The sequence below is a fragment of the Zunongwangia mangrovi genome (assembly GCF_900112105.1).
Taxonomy (GTDB): domain Bacteria; phylum Bacteroidota; class Bacteroidia; order Flavobacteriales; family Flavobacteriaceae; genus Zunongwangia; species Zunongwangia mangrovi.
Window position 1 is genome coordinate 771608 of record NZ_FOKV01000001.1, and the last position, 17126, is coordinate 788733.

Annotated in this window: 17 protein-coding genes; 4 read left to right on the forward strand and 13 right to left on the reverse strand. The window is 35.6% G+C overall.

The features are described 5' to 3' along the window. Positions 1-12: 12 nt before the first annotated feature. From BM201_RS03540 to BM201_RS03555, 4 genes are all read right to left on the reverse strand, one after another. A complete protein-coding gene (locus tag BM201_RS03540) occupies positions 13-705 on the reverse strand; it encodes a carboxypeptidase-like regulatory domain-containing protein (RefSeq protein ID WP_092539993.1) in 693 nt (230 codons plus the stop codon). 14 nt (positions 706-719) lie between these two features. Continuing rightward, positions 720-1145, reverse strand: a complete 426-nt coding sequence (locus BM201_RS03545) for a hypothetical protein (protein WP_092539994.1) — start codon at positions 1143-1145, stop codon at positions 720-722. Between the two features lie 91 nt (positions 1146-1236). Continuing rightward, complete coding sequence (locus tag BM201_RS03550) at positions 1237-2622, reverse strand: Kelch repeat-containing protein (protein WP_175486969.1); 1386 nt, start codon at positions 2620-2622, stop codon at positions 1237-1239. 173 nt (positions 2623-2795) lie between these two features. Continuing rightward, entirely contained in the window at positions 2796-3596 is an 801-nt protein-coding gene (locus tag BM201_RS03555; RefSeq protein ID WP_245758562.1) for a hypothetical protein, read from the reverse strand. Between the two features lie 344 nt (positions 3597-3940). On the opposite strand from BM201_RS03555, the gene BM201_RS03560 reads away from it, so the two are divergent. Continuing rightward, positions 3941-4273 (forward strand): single-stranded DNA-binding protein, encoded by a 333-nt coding sequence (locus BM201_RS03560; RefSeq protein ID WP_092539997.1) that lies wholly within the window; start codon positions 3941-3943, stop codon positions 4271-4273. Between the two features lie 112 nt (positions 4274-4385). Here the strand turns inward: BM201_RS03560 and BM201_RS03565 are convergent, their stop codons facing one another. Continuing rightward, positions 4386-6158, reverse strand: a complete 1773-nt coding sequence (locus tag BM201_RS03565) for a sodium:solute symporter family protein (protein WP_092539998.1) — start codon at positions 6156-6158, stop codon at positions 4386-4388. Positions 6159-6204: 46 nt separating this feature from the next. Continuing rightward, a complete protein-coding gene (locus BM201_RS03570; protein ID WP_092539999.1) occupies positions 6205-6459 on the reverse strand; it encodes a DUF4212 domain-containing protein in 255 nt (84 codons plus the stop codon). A 215-nt stretch (positions 6460-6674) separates the two neighbouring features. Here BM201_RS03570 and BM201_RS03575 point away from each other — a divergent pair, with 215 nt between their 5' ends. Beyond that, positions 6675-6965, forward strand: a complete 291-nt coding sequence (locus BM201_RS03575; RefSeq protein ID WP_084841109.1) for a DUF3861 domain-containing protein — start codon at positions 6675-6677, stop codon at positions 6963-6965. On the opposite strand, the gene BM201_RS03580 is transcribed toward BM201_RS03575, so the two are convergent. The 3 genes from BM201_RS03580 to metG form a co-directional block, all read right to left on the reverse strand. Continuing rightward, positions 6962-7864 (reverse strand): histone deacetylase family protein, encoded by a 903-nt coding sequence (locus BM201_RS03580; protein WP_092540000.1) that lies wholly within the window; start codon positions 7862-7864, stop codon positions 6962-6964. The two genes, BM201_RS03575 and BM201_RS03580, sit on opposite strands and share 4 nt — an antisense overlap. A gap of 7 nt (positions 7865-7871) precedes the next feature. Then, positions 7872-9320: a hypothetical protein gene (locus tag BM201_RS03585; protein WP_092540001.1), complete on the reverse strand. Its 1449-nt coding sequence runs from the start codon at positions 9318-9320 to the stop codon at positions 7872-7874. Between the two features lie 123 nt (positions 9321-9443). Further along, entirely contained in the window at positions 9444-11531 is a 2088-nt protein-coding gene (gene metG / locus BM201_RS03590) for a methionine--tRNA ligase (protein WP_092540002.1), read from the reverse strand. 401 nt (positions 11532-11932) lie between these two features. Between metG and BM201_RS03595 the strand changes: the two genes are divergently transcribed. Both BM201_RS03595 and BM201_RS03600 read left to right on the forward strand, forming a co-directional pair. Beyond that, the gene (locus tag BM201_RS03595; protein WP_092540003.1) at positions 11933-12502 is read left to right on the forward strand and encodes a hypothetical protein; all 570 of its coding nucleotides are present in this window, start codon (positions 11933-11935) and stop codon (positions 12500-12502) included. Between the two features lie 228 nt (positions 12503-12730). Continuing rightward, on the forward strand, positions 12731-13090 hold the full coding sequence (locus BM201_RS03600; protein WP_092540004.1) for a YraN family protein: 360 nt from the start codon (positions 12731-12733) through the stop codon (positions 13088-13090). A 102-nt stretch (positions 13091-13192) separates the two neighbouring features. Here the strand turns inward: BM201_RS03600 and BM201_RS03605 are convergent, their stop codons facing one another. The 4 genes from BM201_RS03605 to BM201_RS03620 all read right to left on the reverse strand — a co-directional run bounded on the left by BM201_RS03605 (position 13193) and on the right by BM201_RS03620 (position 17041). Beyond that, positions 13193-13633: a hypothetical protein gene (locus tag BM201_RS03605; protein WP_092540005.1), complete on the reverse strand. Its 441-nt coding sequence runs from the start codon at positions 13631-13633 to the stop codon at positions 13193-13195. Positions 13634-13723: 90 nt separating this feature from the next. Next, positions 13724-15790 (reverse strand): M13 family metallopeptidase, encoded by a 2067-nt coding sequence (locus BM201_RS03610; protein WP_092540006.1) that lies wholly within the window; start codon positions 15788-15790, stop codon positions 13724-13726. An 86-nt stretch (positions 15791-15876) separates the two neighbouring features. Next, positions 15877-16401 carry a nuclear transport factor 2 family protein gene (locus tag BM201_RS03615; RefSeq protein WP_092540007.1) on the reverse strand — a complete coding sequence of 175 codons (525 nt, stop codon included), beginning with the start codon at positions 16399-16401 and terminating at the stop codon, positions 15877-15879. Between the two features lie 64 nt (positions 16402-16465). Beyond that, positions 16466-17041 (reverse strand): hypothetical protein, encoded by a 576-nt coding sequence (locus BM201_RS03620; RefSeq protein WP_092540008.1) that lies wholly within the window; start codon positions 17039-17041, stop codon positions 16466-16468. Positions 17042-17126 lie beyond the last annotated feature (85 nt).

Genomic DNA, 17126 nt, shown 5'->3' on the forward strand with positions numbered 1-17126 from the left:
GAAATTGTCCTGCTAAAATAATCTTTTGAAAAAGTAGCCAACTCTTCTAAATAGGTTTGTTTTTTCAACAATAACAATTCCCGTAGTTATGGTTTCTGAAGTATTCATTTTGATATCTAAAGTTTCAGACTTTAAATCAGTATTTATAACTTGTGTTTCATAGCCAAGTGATGTAAACTCTAATTTGAGATTTTTTCCGGGGAGAACAATCTTGAAATTCCCATCAAAATCGGTTTGCGTTACAATTTTAGAATCTATGAGCTTAATGTGTACGCCAGGAATAGGAAGATCCTCTTCATCGGTCACGGTGCCAGAAATTACAATACTATCTTTAGTCGAAATTCGATGTTTTTCTTCGGAATTTTTTTCTGATGTTTTCTCTAGTTGTTCGGTTTTAGTTGAAGTTTTTTGGGCATTTGCCGGCGTAGCGATTGCCAAAACTGAAGTGAATCCCGCTGCTACAGCTAGTTGTTTCCAGTTGGTTTTAGAGTTGTTAGGTTTTAAATCTCGAGAAAGCTGAGATTGTTTAAATCGGCCACAAATTTTTTGTCCGCTTTTTATTTTTTGAAGTAATTCGGCATCTGTAGTTTTAGTGAAATCGATCACTTCTTTTTCACAAACCTGGCAAAATTTTCCCTGCTGTGAAGCGGTCATTTTGTTCCAGTTTTCGCCACAGCTTTCAGGAATGTGTATGCTATACTTCATAAATTTCGAGTTTTCTAGTTGTACCAGGGTTTTTTAGCGCAAAAGTTGGCAAACCATATTAAAATAATACAAACCAGAGTTACAATTATGGGTAAAATCAATGCCTGATTTCCGTAGACTTTTAAAGCGTTTGCTACAAAAAGGCTATGTCCCATTTGTATAATCACAGCCAAGAGCGAAACAATAAATAATGTTCTTGCCCAACCTGTTTTTAAAAGTAAACCTAAACTACCTAAAAAACCTGCAAATACAGCTATGAAGTAAACAATATACGTCCAGCTGGGGTAAGAGTCATATAATTCTCGTTCGGCTTTTGGGAGCGCTTCAAGAGCTTCCGGTGTCATTAAAACCTGAGCAACGAACGAACCAATTCCCATTAGATTCCACAGCAAAAAAATGATGCTTAAGATCCAAAACCATAGTGGTGTTTTAGTTTCCATAGAACTAAGATTAAAAATAGATAAAATCGCCCGGCATTCTATAAAAACTATATTTCTCTTGCTTAGTTAAGATAAGCAAATAATCTGGAATTTAGTAGTTTGCAAGTGCACCAAAATTTTTAGACTGCATAACTTCGCTATGTTCTATATCTTCAAGCTTAATTTGATAGACGCTATTTCTGGGTAAAAAGTTGTAATTGTAGCTACTTACGCCACCTATTAAAATAAGTTTATTCTCGTAAATATGCATAGCAGAAGCTTGTCGCTTCACCGGGATGTGATATTCCTTCAGACTTTTTGTAATAAGATTGTAGGTGCAAATTTTACCCTCGTCGTATATGTAAAGTAAATCACCAGCACTGGCTAAAGCCGGTTGCGCCATTCCCTGAAAAAGTACCGCTTCACGTTGCCATTTTCTGGTGTTTAGATCGTAGGATTCTATGCCTGTTAGTTTTTTACCAGCAAAGCCACCCACCATGTAAAATTTATTATCTATAAGGATTCCCTGGGTTTCTTTTGCTTCTGGCATATTACCTAACTCGTACCATAAACCTGTTTCCAGATCCTGTAAATGCACTTTATTGGTGTAAACTTTGGTATCTCGTTCTCTATTCTTTTTAACTGAACCACCCATAATTACTAACTTGTTTTCGTAAACAAAAGAAGCTGCATTAACCGCCATGTGAGGATTGGTTTCGTCTACCAGAATACTGTCGGTTTTGGGATCATAAATCTCGATGGTATTATCTAGATATTCAAATTTGCCATTTCTGGATAAAGTTTTTCCTCCAAAAACATAGAATTTCTCCTTATAAGCAAGCATGCCATTCATAACACGTTCAGCAAAGGTTTTTTTAAATTTTTTTGTCCAATGATTTTTTGCGATATCATATATAAGTAAATCTCCTTTAAAATCATTAAAGTCTATTTTTGCTCGACTCAGACTAATTTTTCGTGTCATCGCATTTGGATCTACCATATTCAAATTGTCCATAGATAGAACCCCCTTTAAAGTTTCTGAGTTCCTAGTCGAATTCCCTGCGATGATATAAATTTTGCCATCTTTTAAGACCGAACCGAATTCAAACAATCCATAAGGGAGGTTTTCTAATTTTTTATACGGAACATTTTTGAAATGCTTGGTCTGGCTAGAGATGGTTACTTCGGTTAAAGATTCTGTAGTTTGTTCGAGTAGAACCGGACTTTTTCTTGAAATTAAATCCCGAAGGATTATCGCTGTTTTTTTATAATTCAGAATAGAAAAATGAATGCTATCATCAAGATGATCTTTTCTATATTTTATGCTGAAGTTTCCTTGTTTATCGGTTATTTCTACTGCTTTTTGATTGGTGTAATAGATATGAACACCTTCTAATGGATTATTGGTATCTGCATCCAGAACTTTTCCTTTTAATTGCTGAGCAAAACTCTGGCTGCAAAAAATGATGACTAAAGAAAAGAGAATGAAGTTTTTCACGATACGAATTTTTGATGAATGAGTACGGCTGTTCTAATGAATCTTTAAAGTAAACATAAATACTAAGAATCTTAGGTTTTTAATATTAATTTTTGAGTATCCATCTTAGCAAAGAGATTAAAGTTTTGTGCATATCATAATTGTTTTTCGGATTTAAATTGCTTCCGAGGTCTCTAATTATATAAATTATTCAAATAGTCTTCTTTTTCTGTCAATCTCTCTAAATCGATCATAGCAGGAATCGAATCATTCATCACTCCGTTAATCGTAAAATTTTCTTTATCCAGGCGACCTGTGATCGAATTGATTTTGTTTATAGGAGGATCAAAATACATTCTAATTTCTCTTTTATAAATTGAATATCTTCCGTAGTAAATAGAGTCATTCATAGAAATTACCGCCTGGTGAGTGTGTTCTAAAAATAACATTGGGCTAGATCCCAATTTTCCTTTTGTAATTTCAAGATTTTTATCGTCAATCTTAAATTCTTCAATCCTATAACTTCCTGTCACCGTATCGTCTACTGTAGATTTCAGGTTGTATGAAAATATGCCATAACCAATAGGAAGTATTAAAACATAAACAAAGGGCAGTTTATGTAAGAATCCCTTTTTCTGCGGAAGTAAGGATCGTTTAATTTTGCCACTATTCAGAATAAAAAATTGATAGAGATCCTTCCTATATTCTAAAAGCAATAGAAAGCTTAGGACGAAATCTAAAATAATATGAGAAAGCGCAAAGTAGATCTCAAATTCGATATTTAAAATCAAAATATTTAGGCAAACTCCTATTGAAATTAATAAAGCAATTAATCGCGTTCTTTTAAAAACGATTAAAATTCCTATCAAAAGTTCAGCAAGGCCAATAAAAATATTGTAGTTGTAGGATCTTCCAAAGAAAGACCACATGTGTTGGTATTTGGATATTTCGGCTAAAGGTAAAAATGATTCGTAATGCAGAATTCTAAACTGCATAAACAGCAATTTTGGAATTCCGAAGCAAATCATTTTGATAGAAAGATAATAAATGGCGAGGTACTTAATGATAGAAAGTAACCTTTTAATGATGTTTGATTTCAATGGAAAATAAAATGGTTGGTGGGATTAAAACGAATTTATATTCAAACTATTGTTGAGTTAATTTCAATATGGCTATTTCTTGAGACTGAATATTTAGCATTTATAAATGATTACAATTATTTACAAACGAATTTATACGAAAACAATTAGTTCACAGACGAATATGGCTTTTTTGCCGCTATATGTTTGCAGCGTTGAAATGAACTAACGATTTTCAATTACAATTAAATTCTATAGTTATGAGTACTTTACGAAACAGCGTTAAATTGATTGGCCATGTAGGCACACAGCCCGAAATTGTAAATTTAGAATCAGGTAAAAAACTGGCAAAATTCTCTATTGCAACCAACGAATTTTATAAAAATGCCAAAGGAGAAAAAGTTTCTGAAACCCAATGGCATAATTTGGTAGCCTGGGGCAAGACTGCAGATGTTGTAGAGAATTATGTGCCTAAAGGGAAAGAGATCGCTGTAGATGGAAAACTTACCAGTAGAAGTTACGAAGATAAAGCAGGGAATAAACGTTATATTACTGAAATCATTTGCAACGAAATTCTACTTTTAGGGAAGTAATTTTTTCGCTGAGGTTTTAAAATATACTGAAAACTCCGTTTCTTATGTTTTAAGGAAACGGAGTTTTTGTTCTGTACTTAAGGCTGAAATTCGATAATTTGAAGCTATATTTTTAATGCATTTGGGCTTCACCAGCACCGCTTGGGATTCTAATATCTTCAACGATTTGCTGTACATTCTCTGGTGGAGCAGGAGTAAGTCTTGAAATTACTATTGCCAGGATAAAATTAACCAGCATAGCGATAACGCCAAAACCTTCAGGCGAAGTGCCAAACCACCATTCACTTTCCGGTAACGGATCCATAATTCCTATTAATCCGGTTTTAAACCTAATCATATAAAATAGCATTAAGCTTATTCCGGCGATCATTCCGGTAACTGCTCCCTGGCGATTCATTCTTTTGTCAAAAATCCCCAAAACGATAGCTGGGAAAAACGAAGCTGCGGCTAAACCAAATGCAAGTGCGACGACAGCGGCAACAAAACCTGGTGGATAAATTCCGAAGAAACCTGCAACTACAATAGCGACTAAAATGCTTATTCTCGCAATTAAAAGTTCACCTTTGTCTGAAATGTTAGGTTTTAATTGCTTTTTTACCAGATCGTGAGAAACTGATGTTGAAATTACCAAAAGCAAACCTGCAGCGGTAGATAAGGCAGCAGCCAAACCTCCGGCAGCCACCAAACCAATAACCCAATTTGGTAATTGAGCGATCTCTGGATTGGCCAAAACCATAATGTCTTTGTCTACATATAATTCATTTTCAGCAGTACTGGGATTACTAATAATTCGTTCGCCATTTTCACCTCTTTCCTCTGTAAAAACTGGTTTTCCGTTTACTGCATCTGAATTTCGATATTGGATCTTTCCGTCGTTATTTTTATCGGTCCAGGAAATTAATCCGGTATTTTCCCAGTTTTTAAACCAGTCGGGCAAATCGGTATAAGCTGTTTCATTTACGGTAGTGATCAAATTTGTTCTGGCAAAAACCGAAACTGCCGGAGCCGTGGTGTATAAAATAGCGATTAGCAATAAAGCATAACCGGCAGATTTTCTAGCATCTTTTACCTTAGGTACCGTAAAAAACCGAACGATAACATGGGGTAAACCAGAAGTGCCTGCCATTAATGCAAAAGTAATTGCAAAAATATCCCAAGTAGATTTTGTACCACTTGTATATTCTTTAAAGCCTAATTGTGTATGTAATTCGTCTAATTTATCTAAAAGAAAAATGCCATCTTCAACCCTGGCGCCCATCCCAATTTGTGGAAAAGGATTTCCGGTCATTTGGATAGAAATAAAAATAGCGGGAACCATAAAAGCAAAGATCAAAACACAATATTGCGCTACCTGCGTGTATGTGATTCCTTTCATTCCGCCTAAAAAAGCGAAAACCAAAACTACCGCCATCCCAATTAAAACACCTTTGGTAATATCTACCTGTAAAAACTGAGAGAATACAATTCCTACGCCACGCATTTGCCCGGCCACATACGTAAATGAAACAATTAAAGCACAAATAATGGCAATGGTTCGAGCCGAGTTAGAATAATAACGGTCGCCGATAAAATCTGGAACTGTAAATTTTCCAAACTTTCTAAGATAAGGAGCAAGCAAAAGCGCGAGAAGCACATAGCCGCCCGTCCAGCCCATTAAATAAACAGAGCCATCGTAACCGCTAAATGAAATAAGTCCCGCCATAGATATGAACGAAGCTGCGCTCATCCAATCGGCTGCGGTTGCCATTCCATTGGCCAACGGAGAAACGCCGCCACCAGCAATATAAAAATCTTTAGTTGAAGAAGCCCGGGCCCAAATTGCTATACCAAAATACAGCGTAAAGCTAATGCCGACTAAAATCCAGGTCCATAATTGAACATCCATAAGTATAATCTTAAAAGTGAGTGAGTTTTAAAAGTGTAGGTTTTGATTATTCAGCATAACCATATTTTTTATCCAGTTTATTCATTAAGCGTATGTAAATGAAAATTAGGATCACAAAAACATAAATAGAACCTTGCTGTGCGAACCAAAATCCCAGCTTAAAACCACCAAGTTTAAATTGATTTAGAAAATCCTTGAATAAAATTCCTGCTCCAAAGGAGACAATAAACCATACGCTTAAAAGGATAAAGAGATATTTAAGGTTTTCGTGCCAGTATTTTTTTGCTTTGTTTTTCAAAATGCTATTATTGGTAAATAAATCGTCAGAATTTAATAAATATAATTTAAATATATCAATAAAATTATTTATTAATTGTGATTTACGTATCCTGCTGTATAGGCTTAATTTTTATTCGTGTTGAAAGAATAGATGTAAACTATCAAAAATGTTAGTGAATCTATTTTAAAAAAATACCGGCTTAGTTTTAGGATGTGGTAATTTGCATAAAAAAGAAAATGGCAAAGAAAGCTAACGTTTATCGTCTTAAGTTAGAGACGGTATCTACCCTAAAAGAAGATGTAAAGCATCAAAATATCGAATTTGAATTTGGAAATCATGATGAGATTTTCGGAATTATAGATGCTGTAAAATCTAAAGAACTTTTTGAAACCGAAGCCGAAGCAACCGAATTTGCACTGGGATTAAAATTGTTTAGCGAAGTAATGCTGAAAAATAAAAAGCATCCTTTATTTGAAGAATTTCAGCCAGAATTCGTCAAATTCATGAAGAAATTGAAAGCCAGCTAAAAATAGATATGTTGCGCTAAGCGATAGGTGTTGGCGTGAGCTTCGATAATTACTTTAATTTCCGGAGAATAGCCACCACCCATGCTACATTGTACCGGGATTTTTAGGTCGTGACAGGTTTGCAAAACAAATCGGTCACGTTCCTTGCATCCTGCGATACTACAGGAAAGTCGACCAAGTTTATCGGTTTCCAGAATGTCTACTCCGCATAGATAAAAGATAAAGTCGGGTTGTACTTTTTCAATAAGACCGGGTAGCGTTTCCTTTAAAGTTCTTAGATAATATTCATCTTTGGAGCCATCGGGAACTTCAATATCGAGATCTGAAATTTCTTTTCTGAAAGGATAATTTCCTTTTCCGTGCATCGAAAATGTAAAAACTGAATCATCATTCTGAAAAATTTCAGCCGTACCATTTCCCTGATGAACATCAAGATCGATAATGAGTATTTTTTCAGCTAATTTTTTCTTCTGAAGATACCTTGCAGCAATAGCCTGGTCGTGCAACAGGCAAAAGGCTTCACCGTGATCGCTATAGGCGTGATGCGTACCGCCAGCAATATTCATAGAGATTCCGTGTTCTAAAGAGTAATGGCAGCCTTCGATCGTACCACCGGCAATAATGATCTCACGATCTACCAGCTCCTGCGATAGCGGAAAACCAGTTTTTCTAATCGCCCTGCGATCTAAGCTAAGATTCGTTAAATTCTCGACGTATTCTTTGGTGTGAACCGCAAGAATATCTACCAGATCTGCCGGTTTCGGACTAAAAAAATGTTGCTCTTCACAAGTGCCTTCATGTAGAAGTTGTTTAGGTAACAACTCATATTTCTCCATCGGGAAACGATGTTTTTCTGGCAACGGATGCTTGTAGATGGGGTGAAAGGCAATTTTGAGCAATTTTCAATTATTTTTTGAATTTTTTGATTCTGTAAGCTTCACTGTCTTTGTTATAGTAACCGTAAAAAACAGAGTCGTTCCACTCAAAGACATTTTCTCCTGTATCATTATTCTTTAAATGCTTTGTGAATTTTTTAATTCTATCAAATACATTGTCCTCTATCTCACCTTGAAGATGTTTAAAATTCTGATCGAAAAGGCATTGAATTCGGACCGATTTTCCTCTGGTATACGAAAAATAAGCACCAGCATATAAGTTAAATTGCATAGCAAACCCCATTCCAGCCATACCACCCATGCCAGGCATTCCCATCATCATTGGTCCGCCAGCCTGTAATTCCAGATGGCTTCCTAATGTAACAATATTTTTATCATCTTTTTGGAAAACCGATACACCAATATTTTCATTATCTATTTTACGTAAGAATTTGGATGTTTTTTCAAGTTCACGATGTGGAGCAAATAGATCACCTTCTTTATCCTGGATGATAGGTGTGTTTTTGAAATCAATCTCTTCTTCAGCAGTTAAAATAATGTTTTTAATTACTTTGTTTGAAGTCATGTTTTTTGCTTCAAAATATAATTCATTGCTATTTGCCACAATTTGATAAATATTATCTTTTAGCAGAAATGAATTACTATGGTAACCTTCAATAGCGTTATATTTTGGTTTTGCGAATTGCCTAATTTCCGTAGTGTAATCATTTAGATCTACAGAGATTACAAAGGTCTCAAAAATGCTTTTATCTAAACTTAGATTAAAACCTTCGGGTGTTTCATACAATTTATTTGTAGCACTAGCTAATTCTATACTAACAGGAGCTTGATTGTCAATTTTTTCAATTTCTATACTAGAACTCATTCCTCCATAACTAATTAGCATTTCATGAAGATCTTTGGGTTCAATATCGTCGATTCTATATTTATAGCCGAGCTCTAGGGTATTTTTTGACTTTTGAATGCCATCGAAAGTATAAATATTTAAATTCGATGAATTTTTTTCTATAGTTAGAATATAAAGTCTGTTATCCTTGCTCAGAGCTTCAATATAAGCTTCTTTCTTAAGTTTAAAATCAAATTCAATTTCTTTGGTTTGCTTATTATTAAAATCAAATTGGATAGCTCCAAACTCTCTATCGTTCTTATGTTGTAAAAACAAAGTTGTTATATTCTCATTTTGAATGTAACCTATAATTCTATCATACTTCTTTGGTAAGCCATCAGATTGAAGAGCACTTACAAGTTCAATTTCTTCATTATAGATGTAGGCATTAAAAGTTGTATTGTCATCTATAAATATGGTAAGATTTCCATTATCATTATTTGTAACCGTAAAAACCTCCTTAATCGAGCGATGGCTGTCTTTCAAATTATTAGGAAGATCATAATATTGCTGGCTAAAAGAGTTTAGGCAAAGAATAAGAAAAAATGCGATAGAAATGTAAAATTGTTTCACGTTTGGATCTAAAAAATTAGAGATTGCAAATATATTCTTTCAAAGCAAGAATGCAACTAAAAAAACAAACCCGGCTGAAAAATTATCCTTAGCCGGGTTTTATAAATTTATATTATGTATTGCCTAATTTATCGTAGCACCATCGGTAACGCCATCTTCATCTGGATTTACAAATACCAGTTTGCCTTCAGCATTTTCAGTAAGTAAGATCATTCCTTCACTTTCTACCCCACGTAATTTTCTTGGAGCAAGATTCGCTAAAACGGTCACCTTTTTTCCAATTAATTCTTCGGCTTTAAAATGCTCTGCGATACCAGAAACGATAGTTCGTTTATCCAATCCTGTATCTACTTTTAAAACCATTAGTTTTTTGGTTTTAGGCATTTTATTGGCTTCAATAATGGTTCCTACACGAAGATCCATTTTGGTGAAATCTTCAAAAATAGCAGTTTCTTTTTGTGGTTCTACACTTTCATCAGCTTTAGCATTCGCTGCTTTAGAGGCTTCCAATTTCTGAAGTTGTAATTCGATCTTTTCATCTTCAATTTTAGCGAAAAGTAACTCGGCTTTACCAATTATGTGGCCTGCAGGTAAAAGGGCTTCACGAGTGGTAATCTTATCCCACTGTGAAAGTTCACCTTCATTTAGATTTCTTTCTTCTGCGCTAAACTTTAAAATCTCTTTTAGTTTATTAGAAGTAAAAGGTAAGAATGGTTCACTAAGTGTAGCCAGGGCCGATGCGATTTGTAGTGCCACATACATAATTGTTTTAGTACGCTCTTCATCGGTTTTTACCAATTTCCACGGCTCTGCATCAGCCAGATATTTATTTCCTAAACGAGCAAGATTCATTAATTCGCCTTGTGCTTCTCTAAATCTATATTTTTCGATAGAACTGGCAATTACTGCCGGGTAAGCTTTTAAAGCGGCAATAGTTTCTTCATCTACAGTAGAATACTCTCCCGGAGTAGGAACTTCACCATTGTAGTATTTATTGGTTAAAACCACCACACGGTTAATAAAGTTTCCAAAAATAGCTACAAGTTCGTTGTTATTTCTAGCCTGATAATCTTTCCAGGTAAAGTCGTTGTCTTTAGCCTCTGGTGCATTTGCCGTTAATGCGTAACGCAAAACATCCTGCTGGCCAGGGAAGTCTTCTAAATATTCATGCAGCCAAACTGCCCAGTTTTTAGAAGTCGATAATTTTTTACCTTCCAAATTTAAAAACTCGTTCGCAGGCACGTTTTCTGGTAAAATATAATCGCCGTGCGCTTTAAGCATCACAGGGAAAATAATACAGTGAAAAACGATATTATCTTTCCCAATAAAATGTACCAATTTGGTGTCTTTATCTTTCCAGTATGGTTCCCAGTCTTTTCCTTCGCGCTCTGCCCATTCTTTAGTTGAAGAAATGTAGCCAATTGGCGCATCAAACCAAACGTAAAGTACTTTACCTTCGCCACCGTCAACCGGAACTGGTATTCCCCAGTCAAGATCTCGGGTTACAGCTCTGGCACGTAAACCATCATCGATCCAGGATTTTACCTGTCCGTATACATTTGGTTTCCAATCAGATTTATGACCTTCAAGAATCCATTCTTTTAACCAGTCTTCATATTGATCTAAAGGTAAAAACCAGTGTTTTGTTTCTTTTAAAGTCGGTGTAGCACCGGTTATCGCCGATTTTGGATTGATAAGATCTGTGGCATTTAGCGAAGTTCCGCAGCTTTCACATTGGTCGCCATAAGCTTCCTCGTTACCGCATTTTGGGCAGGTACCCGTTACAAAACGATCGGCAAGAAATTGTTTTGCTTCAGCATCATAAAGTTGCTCTGTAGTTTCTTCAATAAACTTACCATCTTCATAAAGTTTTTTGAAGAATGCTGAAGCCGTTTTATGATGAATTTCAGCTGAAGTTCTCGAATAATTATCAAAAGAAATTCCGAAGTTATTAAACGAATCTTTAATGATTCCGTCGTATTTATCTACAATATCCTGCGGAGTAACTCCTTCTTTTTTCGCCTTAATGGTAATAGGCACACCGTGCTCGTCGCTACCGCAAACAAAAGCCACATCGTGCCCCTGCATTCTTAAAAATCGAGAATAGATATCTGCCGGAACGTAAACTCCCGATAGATGCCCAATATGTATTGGCCCATTAGTGTAAGGCAAAGCTGCCGTAATTGTATATCTTTTTGGCGTGTTACTCATTTTCTGTTCTAACTTTTACTCGATAATCGAGATTATATGCTTCGAGACATCGCTCGAAATAAAAATAATTTTCTAATATGTACCTCACGAACTTGCCCTGAGGTAGTTTACCCGGTTGCCCGAGATTTGATTAATCGTCCCCATTTTCATGAGGTTAATATTATATAAAATTCATCCTCATTTTTATAGGGACAAATTTTAGAGGCGTAAAGGTAAGCAACTGCGTTATAATACGCGTTAAATTCTTGCAAAACACCGTGTCGCCTTTCAATTTGTTTCTAATTTAGTATCTCGATATTGTACGAAAATCGATGTGATTTTTTAAAAATTTCTGAAACTAATCATTTGAATTTAAATCGTACTTTAATCGGACAGCAAATTTCAGTAAAAACTAACCAAAAATGAAAAAACTACTTTTATTATTCGTAAGTATAAGTCTTGTGGCTTGCGGCGGAAGTAAAAAAGCGGTAAAAAGCGATAAATATACGATCGAATCTCTTCAGAATAAGAACTATGAGCAGATTTTGGGGATGTACAGCGATGCCAATCCTAAAAATGGTAGCGAAATGATGGAAGAAGGAACGGTAGAACGTCCTTATACAATTTTGTATCCCGGAACTGAAGATGAAATTTTGATCACCTGGAAAAATGAGTCTAAAACATCGATTTTCGATATTAGTTATTCTGAAAATGGAAAATGGAGTTCGGCAAAAGGAATCAAAATAGGAACTACTTACGACGAGCTAACCAGGATTAACGGAAAAGAGGTAAAATTCTACGGATTTGGCTGGGATTATAGTGGTGCTGTAGATTGGAACGGCGGAAAGCTAGAAGATTCAAACATCCGTGTGTTTTTAAACCCTCAAGGCAAAGTAGCCGGTAAATTTTATGGAGACCGAATGATCGATGCGACGCCTGAAGAGATTGAAGCCTTAAATCTAAAGGTTTCGACGATCATGTATCGCGATTAGGCTTCTGGATGCTTTTATTAATTGAGAAATACCTTTTTAGCCTCTATGATTGCTGAAAATGAAGTAGCATAGTCACCCTGAATCTGCTTTCTAAGCAGATGGGCTTAAATCAGAGTCTTATGTTTTAAATTTAACACAAATCCAGATGAGATTCCGGATCGCTGTCCGGAATGACATCTTATTACGTAAATTATTGAAGAATAAACTTCTTATAAAACTTTAAAAACTATGGCTGGTCATAACGAACTTGGTAAAAAAGGGGAGGGACTGGCTATTGCTTTTTTAGAAGAGAACGGTTATAAGATTTTGGAAAAAAATTATCGATTTCAGAAAGCTGAAGTCGATATTATCGCTTTTAAAGATGAAATTTTAGTAGGTGTAGAGGTAAAGACTAGAAGTACGGCGCATTTTGGGAATCCGCAGGAATTTGTAAAATCTGGGCAAATTCAGCGATTGGTTATGGTGATGAATCGCTATGCTGAGCTAAAAAATATTGATGCTGAAATTAGATTTGATATCGTTGCCATTGTCAAAAATGCTTCTGGCACTAAAATCGAACTTATTGAAGATGCTTTTTTTTATTTTTGATCTACTCAATAATTAAGATCAAATGTCCCTTTCCTTTTATTCTTCGGGAGGACTCCAGTATAGATTTTATTTTAATAAATGTTTAGTGATACCTCTCTAAGGTTACTCCTGAATTTTTACAAATTCAAAATCTACATCAAATTCACTTGTAGAAACATTCGCTTTTAAAGTGTCATTCTCAAGTTTGTAAATGATCTTTTTTGGAAATTCATTCGTGTCATTTTCAGCAATAAAATATTCAGGTTTTAATTCTGAAAGCACAAATGGAGTAGGATCTTCGTTTACTCCGGTAACTTCAAGCGTCCAAAGATCGTTTTCTTTATAAAGTCTTAGATCTTCCTGAAAAATGGTATCGTTTTCTAGCATTGTATAGCCAAAACCAGCATATTCTTTCTTATTTTTTTGCCAGCTTTCGAAGGTTTTGAACTCTTTTTCAGCATTCACACGTTTCCAATCGCCCACTAGCCAATCAAAATCTTCTGCTTTGTTGGTGCAGGAAAATAAAAATAAAAGGCTACAAATACCTAAAAAGAAACGTTTCATAAGCTGCTTTAAATTAGATCGTGAAATTAAACAATTTAAATAAAAAAAGCCTGAAGATATCTTCAGGCTTTTGCTTAAAATTATAAGTTCTTACCAGATTTTTACACGATTCTCTGGTGCTACATACATCGAATCTCCTTCTTTAATATCAAATGCTTCGTAAAAGGCATCGATATTTTGTAGTGGAACGTAAGCTCTGTACATTCCTGGAGAGTGAGGATCTGTCTTAATTCGGCTTTTTAAAGCTTCATCGCGCATTTTAGTACGCCAAACAGTAGCCCATGATAAGAAGAAACGTTGCTCTGGAGTAAATCCATCGATCTTTCCTGGGTCACCATGTTCTTCTAAGTGCATTTGTAAACCATCGTAGGCAGCGTTTACACCACCAAGGTCACCAATATTTTCACCTAAGGTAAATTCACCATTAATAAAAGTACTGTCTAAAACTTCGATAGCGCTGTATTGATCTGCAAGATCCTGCCCAAGGCCTTCAAACTGAGAAAGATCTTCATCAGTCCACCAGTTGTTAAGGTTACCTTCAGCATCAAAACGAGCACCGCTATCATCGAATCCATGAGAAATTTCGTGGCCAATTACCGCTCCAATTCCGCCATAGTTTACTGCAGCATCTGCTTTGTAATCGTAGAAAGGAGGTTGTAGGATTGCAGCCGGGAACACGATCTCATTATAACTTGGGTTATAGTAAGCGTTAACCGTTTGTGGAGACATATACCATTCAGATTTATCTACAGGCTCACCTAATTTTGCAATATTTTCAGCAGTTCTCCATTCACGCGCATTCATTACGTTTTGGAAGTAAGAACCTTCCTCAGATCCTGTAATTTCTAAATCACCGTAATCTTCCCATTCATCTGGATATCCAACCTTAATAGTGGTAGTTCCTAGTTTTTCGATGGCTTTTTTCTTGGTGTCTTCGCTCATCCAGCTAAGATTATTGATGCGCTTTTCGTAAGCTTTAATTACGTTTGCGATCATCTCCTGTGCTTTTTCTTTCGCTTCTGCCGGGAAGTGCTTTTCAACATAAAGTTTTCCTAAAGCTTCACCTACCATACCGTTTACAGTAACTAAAGCTCTTTCGTCTCTAGGACGTTGCTCTTTAGCTCCTCTAAGTGTCTTGCTATAAAAATCCCAGTTGGCAGTTTCGATCTCTGTAGAAAGCATTCCTGCAGCAGCATCAAAACTTGTCCATTTTAAATAAGCTTTCCAGGTATCTACATCATTTTCAGCTAAAAGATCCTGCATAGCTTTAATGTATTTTGGCTGGGATACGATAATAGTATCTAATTTACCTGCTCCAATTTCTTCGAAATAACTATCCCAATTAATTGCTGGTACCATTTCCTGTAGTTCTGCAACCGTCATAGGATTATAAGTTTTACGTGCATCACGACGCTCTACTTTATCCAATCTTGGCTCTGCAAGTTTCGTTTCGAATTCCACTACAGTTTTGGCAAACTCTTTCGCATCTTCTTCAGAGTAGTCTAAAAATTGCATCATACGAGCGATATGTGCTTCGTATTTTTGCTTTTTCTCTTTAGAGTCAGAATCTTCTGCAACATAATAGTCACGATCTGGTAAACCTAAGCTACCAGGATAAAGATATGCTGCATTTTGGCTACTGTTCTTAGCATCTGCACGAACTCCAAAAGAAAAGAAACCGCGACCACCATATTTAGAAGCTTCAGTTAGGTAAGTCTGTAGATCTTCTTTATTAGAAATTTTATCTACTTTTTCTAAGTATGGTAAAACCGGTTGTACACCTTGCTCGTTACGAGCAACCGTGTCCATAATAGTTTTATAAAGATTTACCGCTTTAGCCTGATCGCTGCTGGCATCAAGGTTCTCGTCATTAGAGGCTTCATCTAATAAGGCCAGAGCATCATTATCTGTATTTTCACGAAGTTCGTTAAAGCTACCCCATGTTGTCTGGTCGCTAGGAATTTCGGTTTCGTCTAACCAGGCTCCGTTAACATAGCGAAAGAAATTGCTTTTAGGGCTGGAAGTTGTATCCATATAAGCCAGGTTGATACCGTGGATCTCTTCTTGTTCAGATTCGGAAGATTTATCCTTGTCCTGGCAGCCAATTAATGTGGCGCCAATTAGGGATAAACAAACCGCATTAGTAATTTTTTTCATTTGAATGTTGATGTGTTTGTATAATTGTTGCTAATGTAATAAAACAGACGCATTTTTAAGATAAATGTTACAATATGTAAGCGTTTCTAATTTTGCGCTTCAAGTTTTTGCAACATTTTAGTATCAAAATCTTTCTTGATCCTGGTGATCTCTGCAACATTATTGTTAGGTATTTCGATAGAAAGAACGTAATGTGATATTTTCCAATCACCGTCGATGTATTGCATCACTCCAGAACCTCTGCAAATACCCATATGTGTATCTAAAAGTTCATCAAACCAGGCGATTCCTTTTTTATTTGCGATGTAAATATTTCTTTCTACGGAAGTAAAATCCCAGGCTCTTCCTTTATCGAAATGAGGTTTTGCGTAGGCTTTAAATTCTTCTAATTGCCAATTTTCAGTAGCATCGGTGCCAATAAAAACGGCATCTTCGCTCATTAAACTAAAATAATCTTCAAAATTTGCCTCTCCGGCAGCTTGATGCCAGGCATCTATTATTTTTGAAATGTCGTTTTTAGCCTGTTTGGTATTGGATTGGTAGGGCATGGTTTGAGAAAATCCAGCCCAGCTGAAAAGGATCAGAATAAGTGAAAGTAATCGATTTTTCATGAGAGTTATTTTTGCTGAAGATACAACAAATCTCTCACTAGGAATTCTTATTAATCGTGCTCTACTATCTATTTATAGCCTCCAGGCTATCCCTCTTTTGTTCCTGTCTTAAACGGTTCTCTTCAACAAGTCGGTCTAATTCAGCTTCAAAATCTTCGATACTCTCGATAAATAATTCATTCAGCTGAATGTTAAGATTGTTGAAATCCTGAGGGATTTCTTTTGTGATCCTTTTAATTTCTTCAGGATCTATGTTTTGTAAGTGTGCTTGTTGTTCTAGTATTTTAGCTTTGGTAGTAAGCACTCTTAAACGAGATTCTACGGGTTTAGATTCTAAAGAATCTGGTAAGGAGCTTTGCAAACTCTCCATAAGTTGTGCAATAGCTGAAGAGTTATCAATAAGTTTATTTACAGAAGTAGTGTTTAGTTCTTTTACCTCGTTATGTAACACAACGTAGGCCGCCCATTTAGCGGCATATTTTTTTGCTGAAGCTTCTAAGGGCAAAATAGCTGTTTGCACGGTAAATTCTTTGATGAAAGCTTCCGTTTCTCTAGGTTTTGTTTTGGTTTTGTCTTTTTCTGAATCCTGAACGCAGGAAGCCAAAACCATCAATAGTATTCCAAAAATTACTCGTTTCATTATCAAATATTGATTGTACAAATGTAAATCATTATAATACCATGGCCATATAATTTCTTTATTCTTAAATATAATATAATTTTTG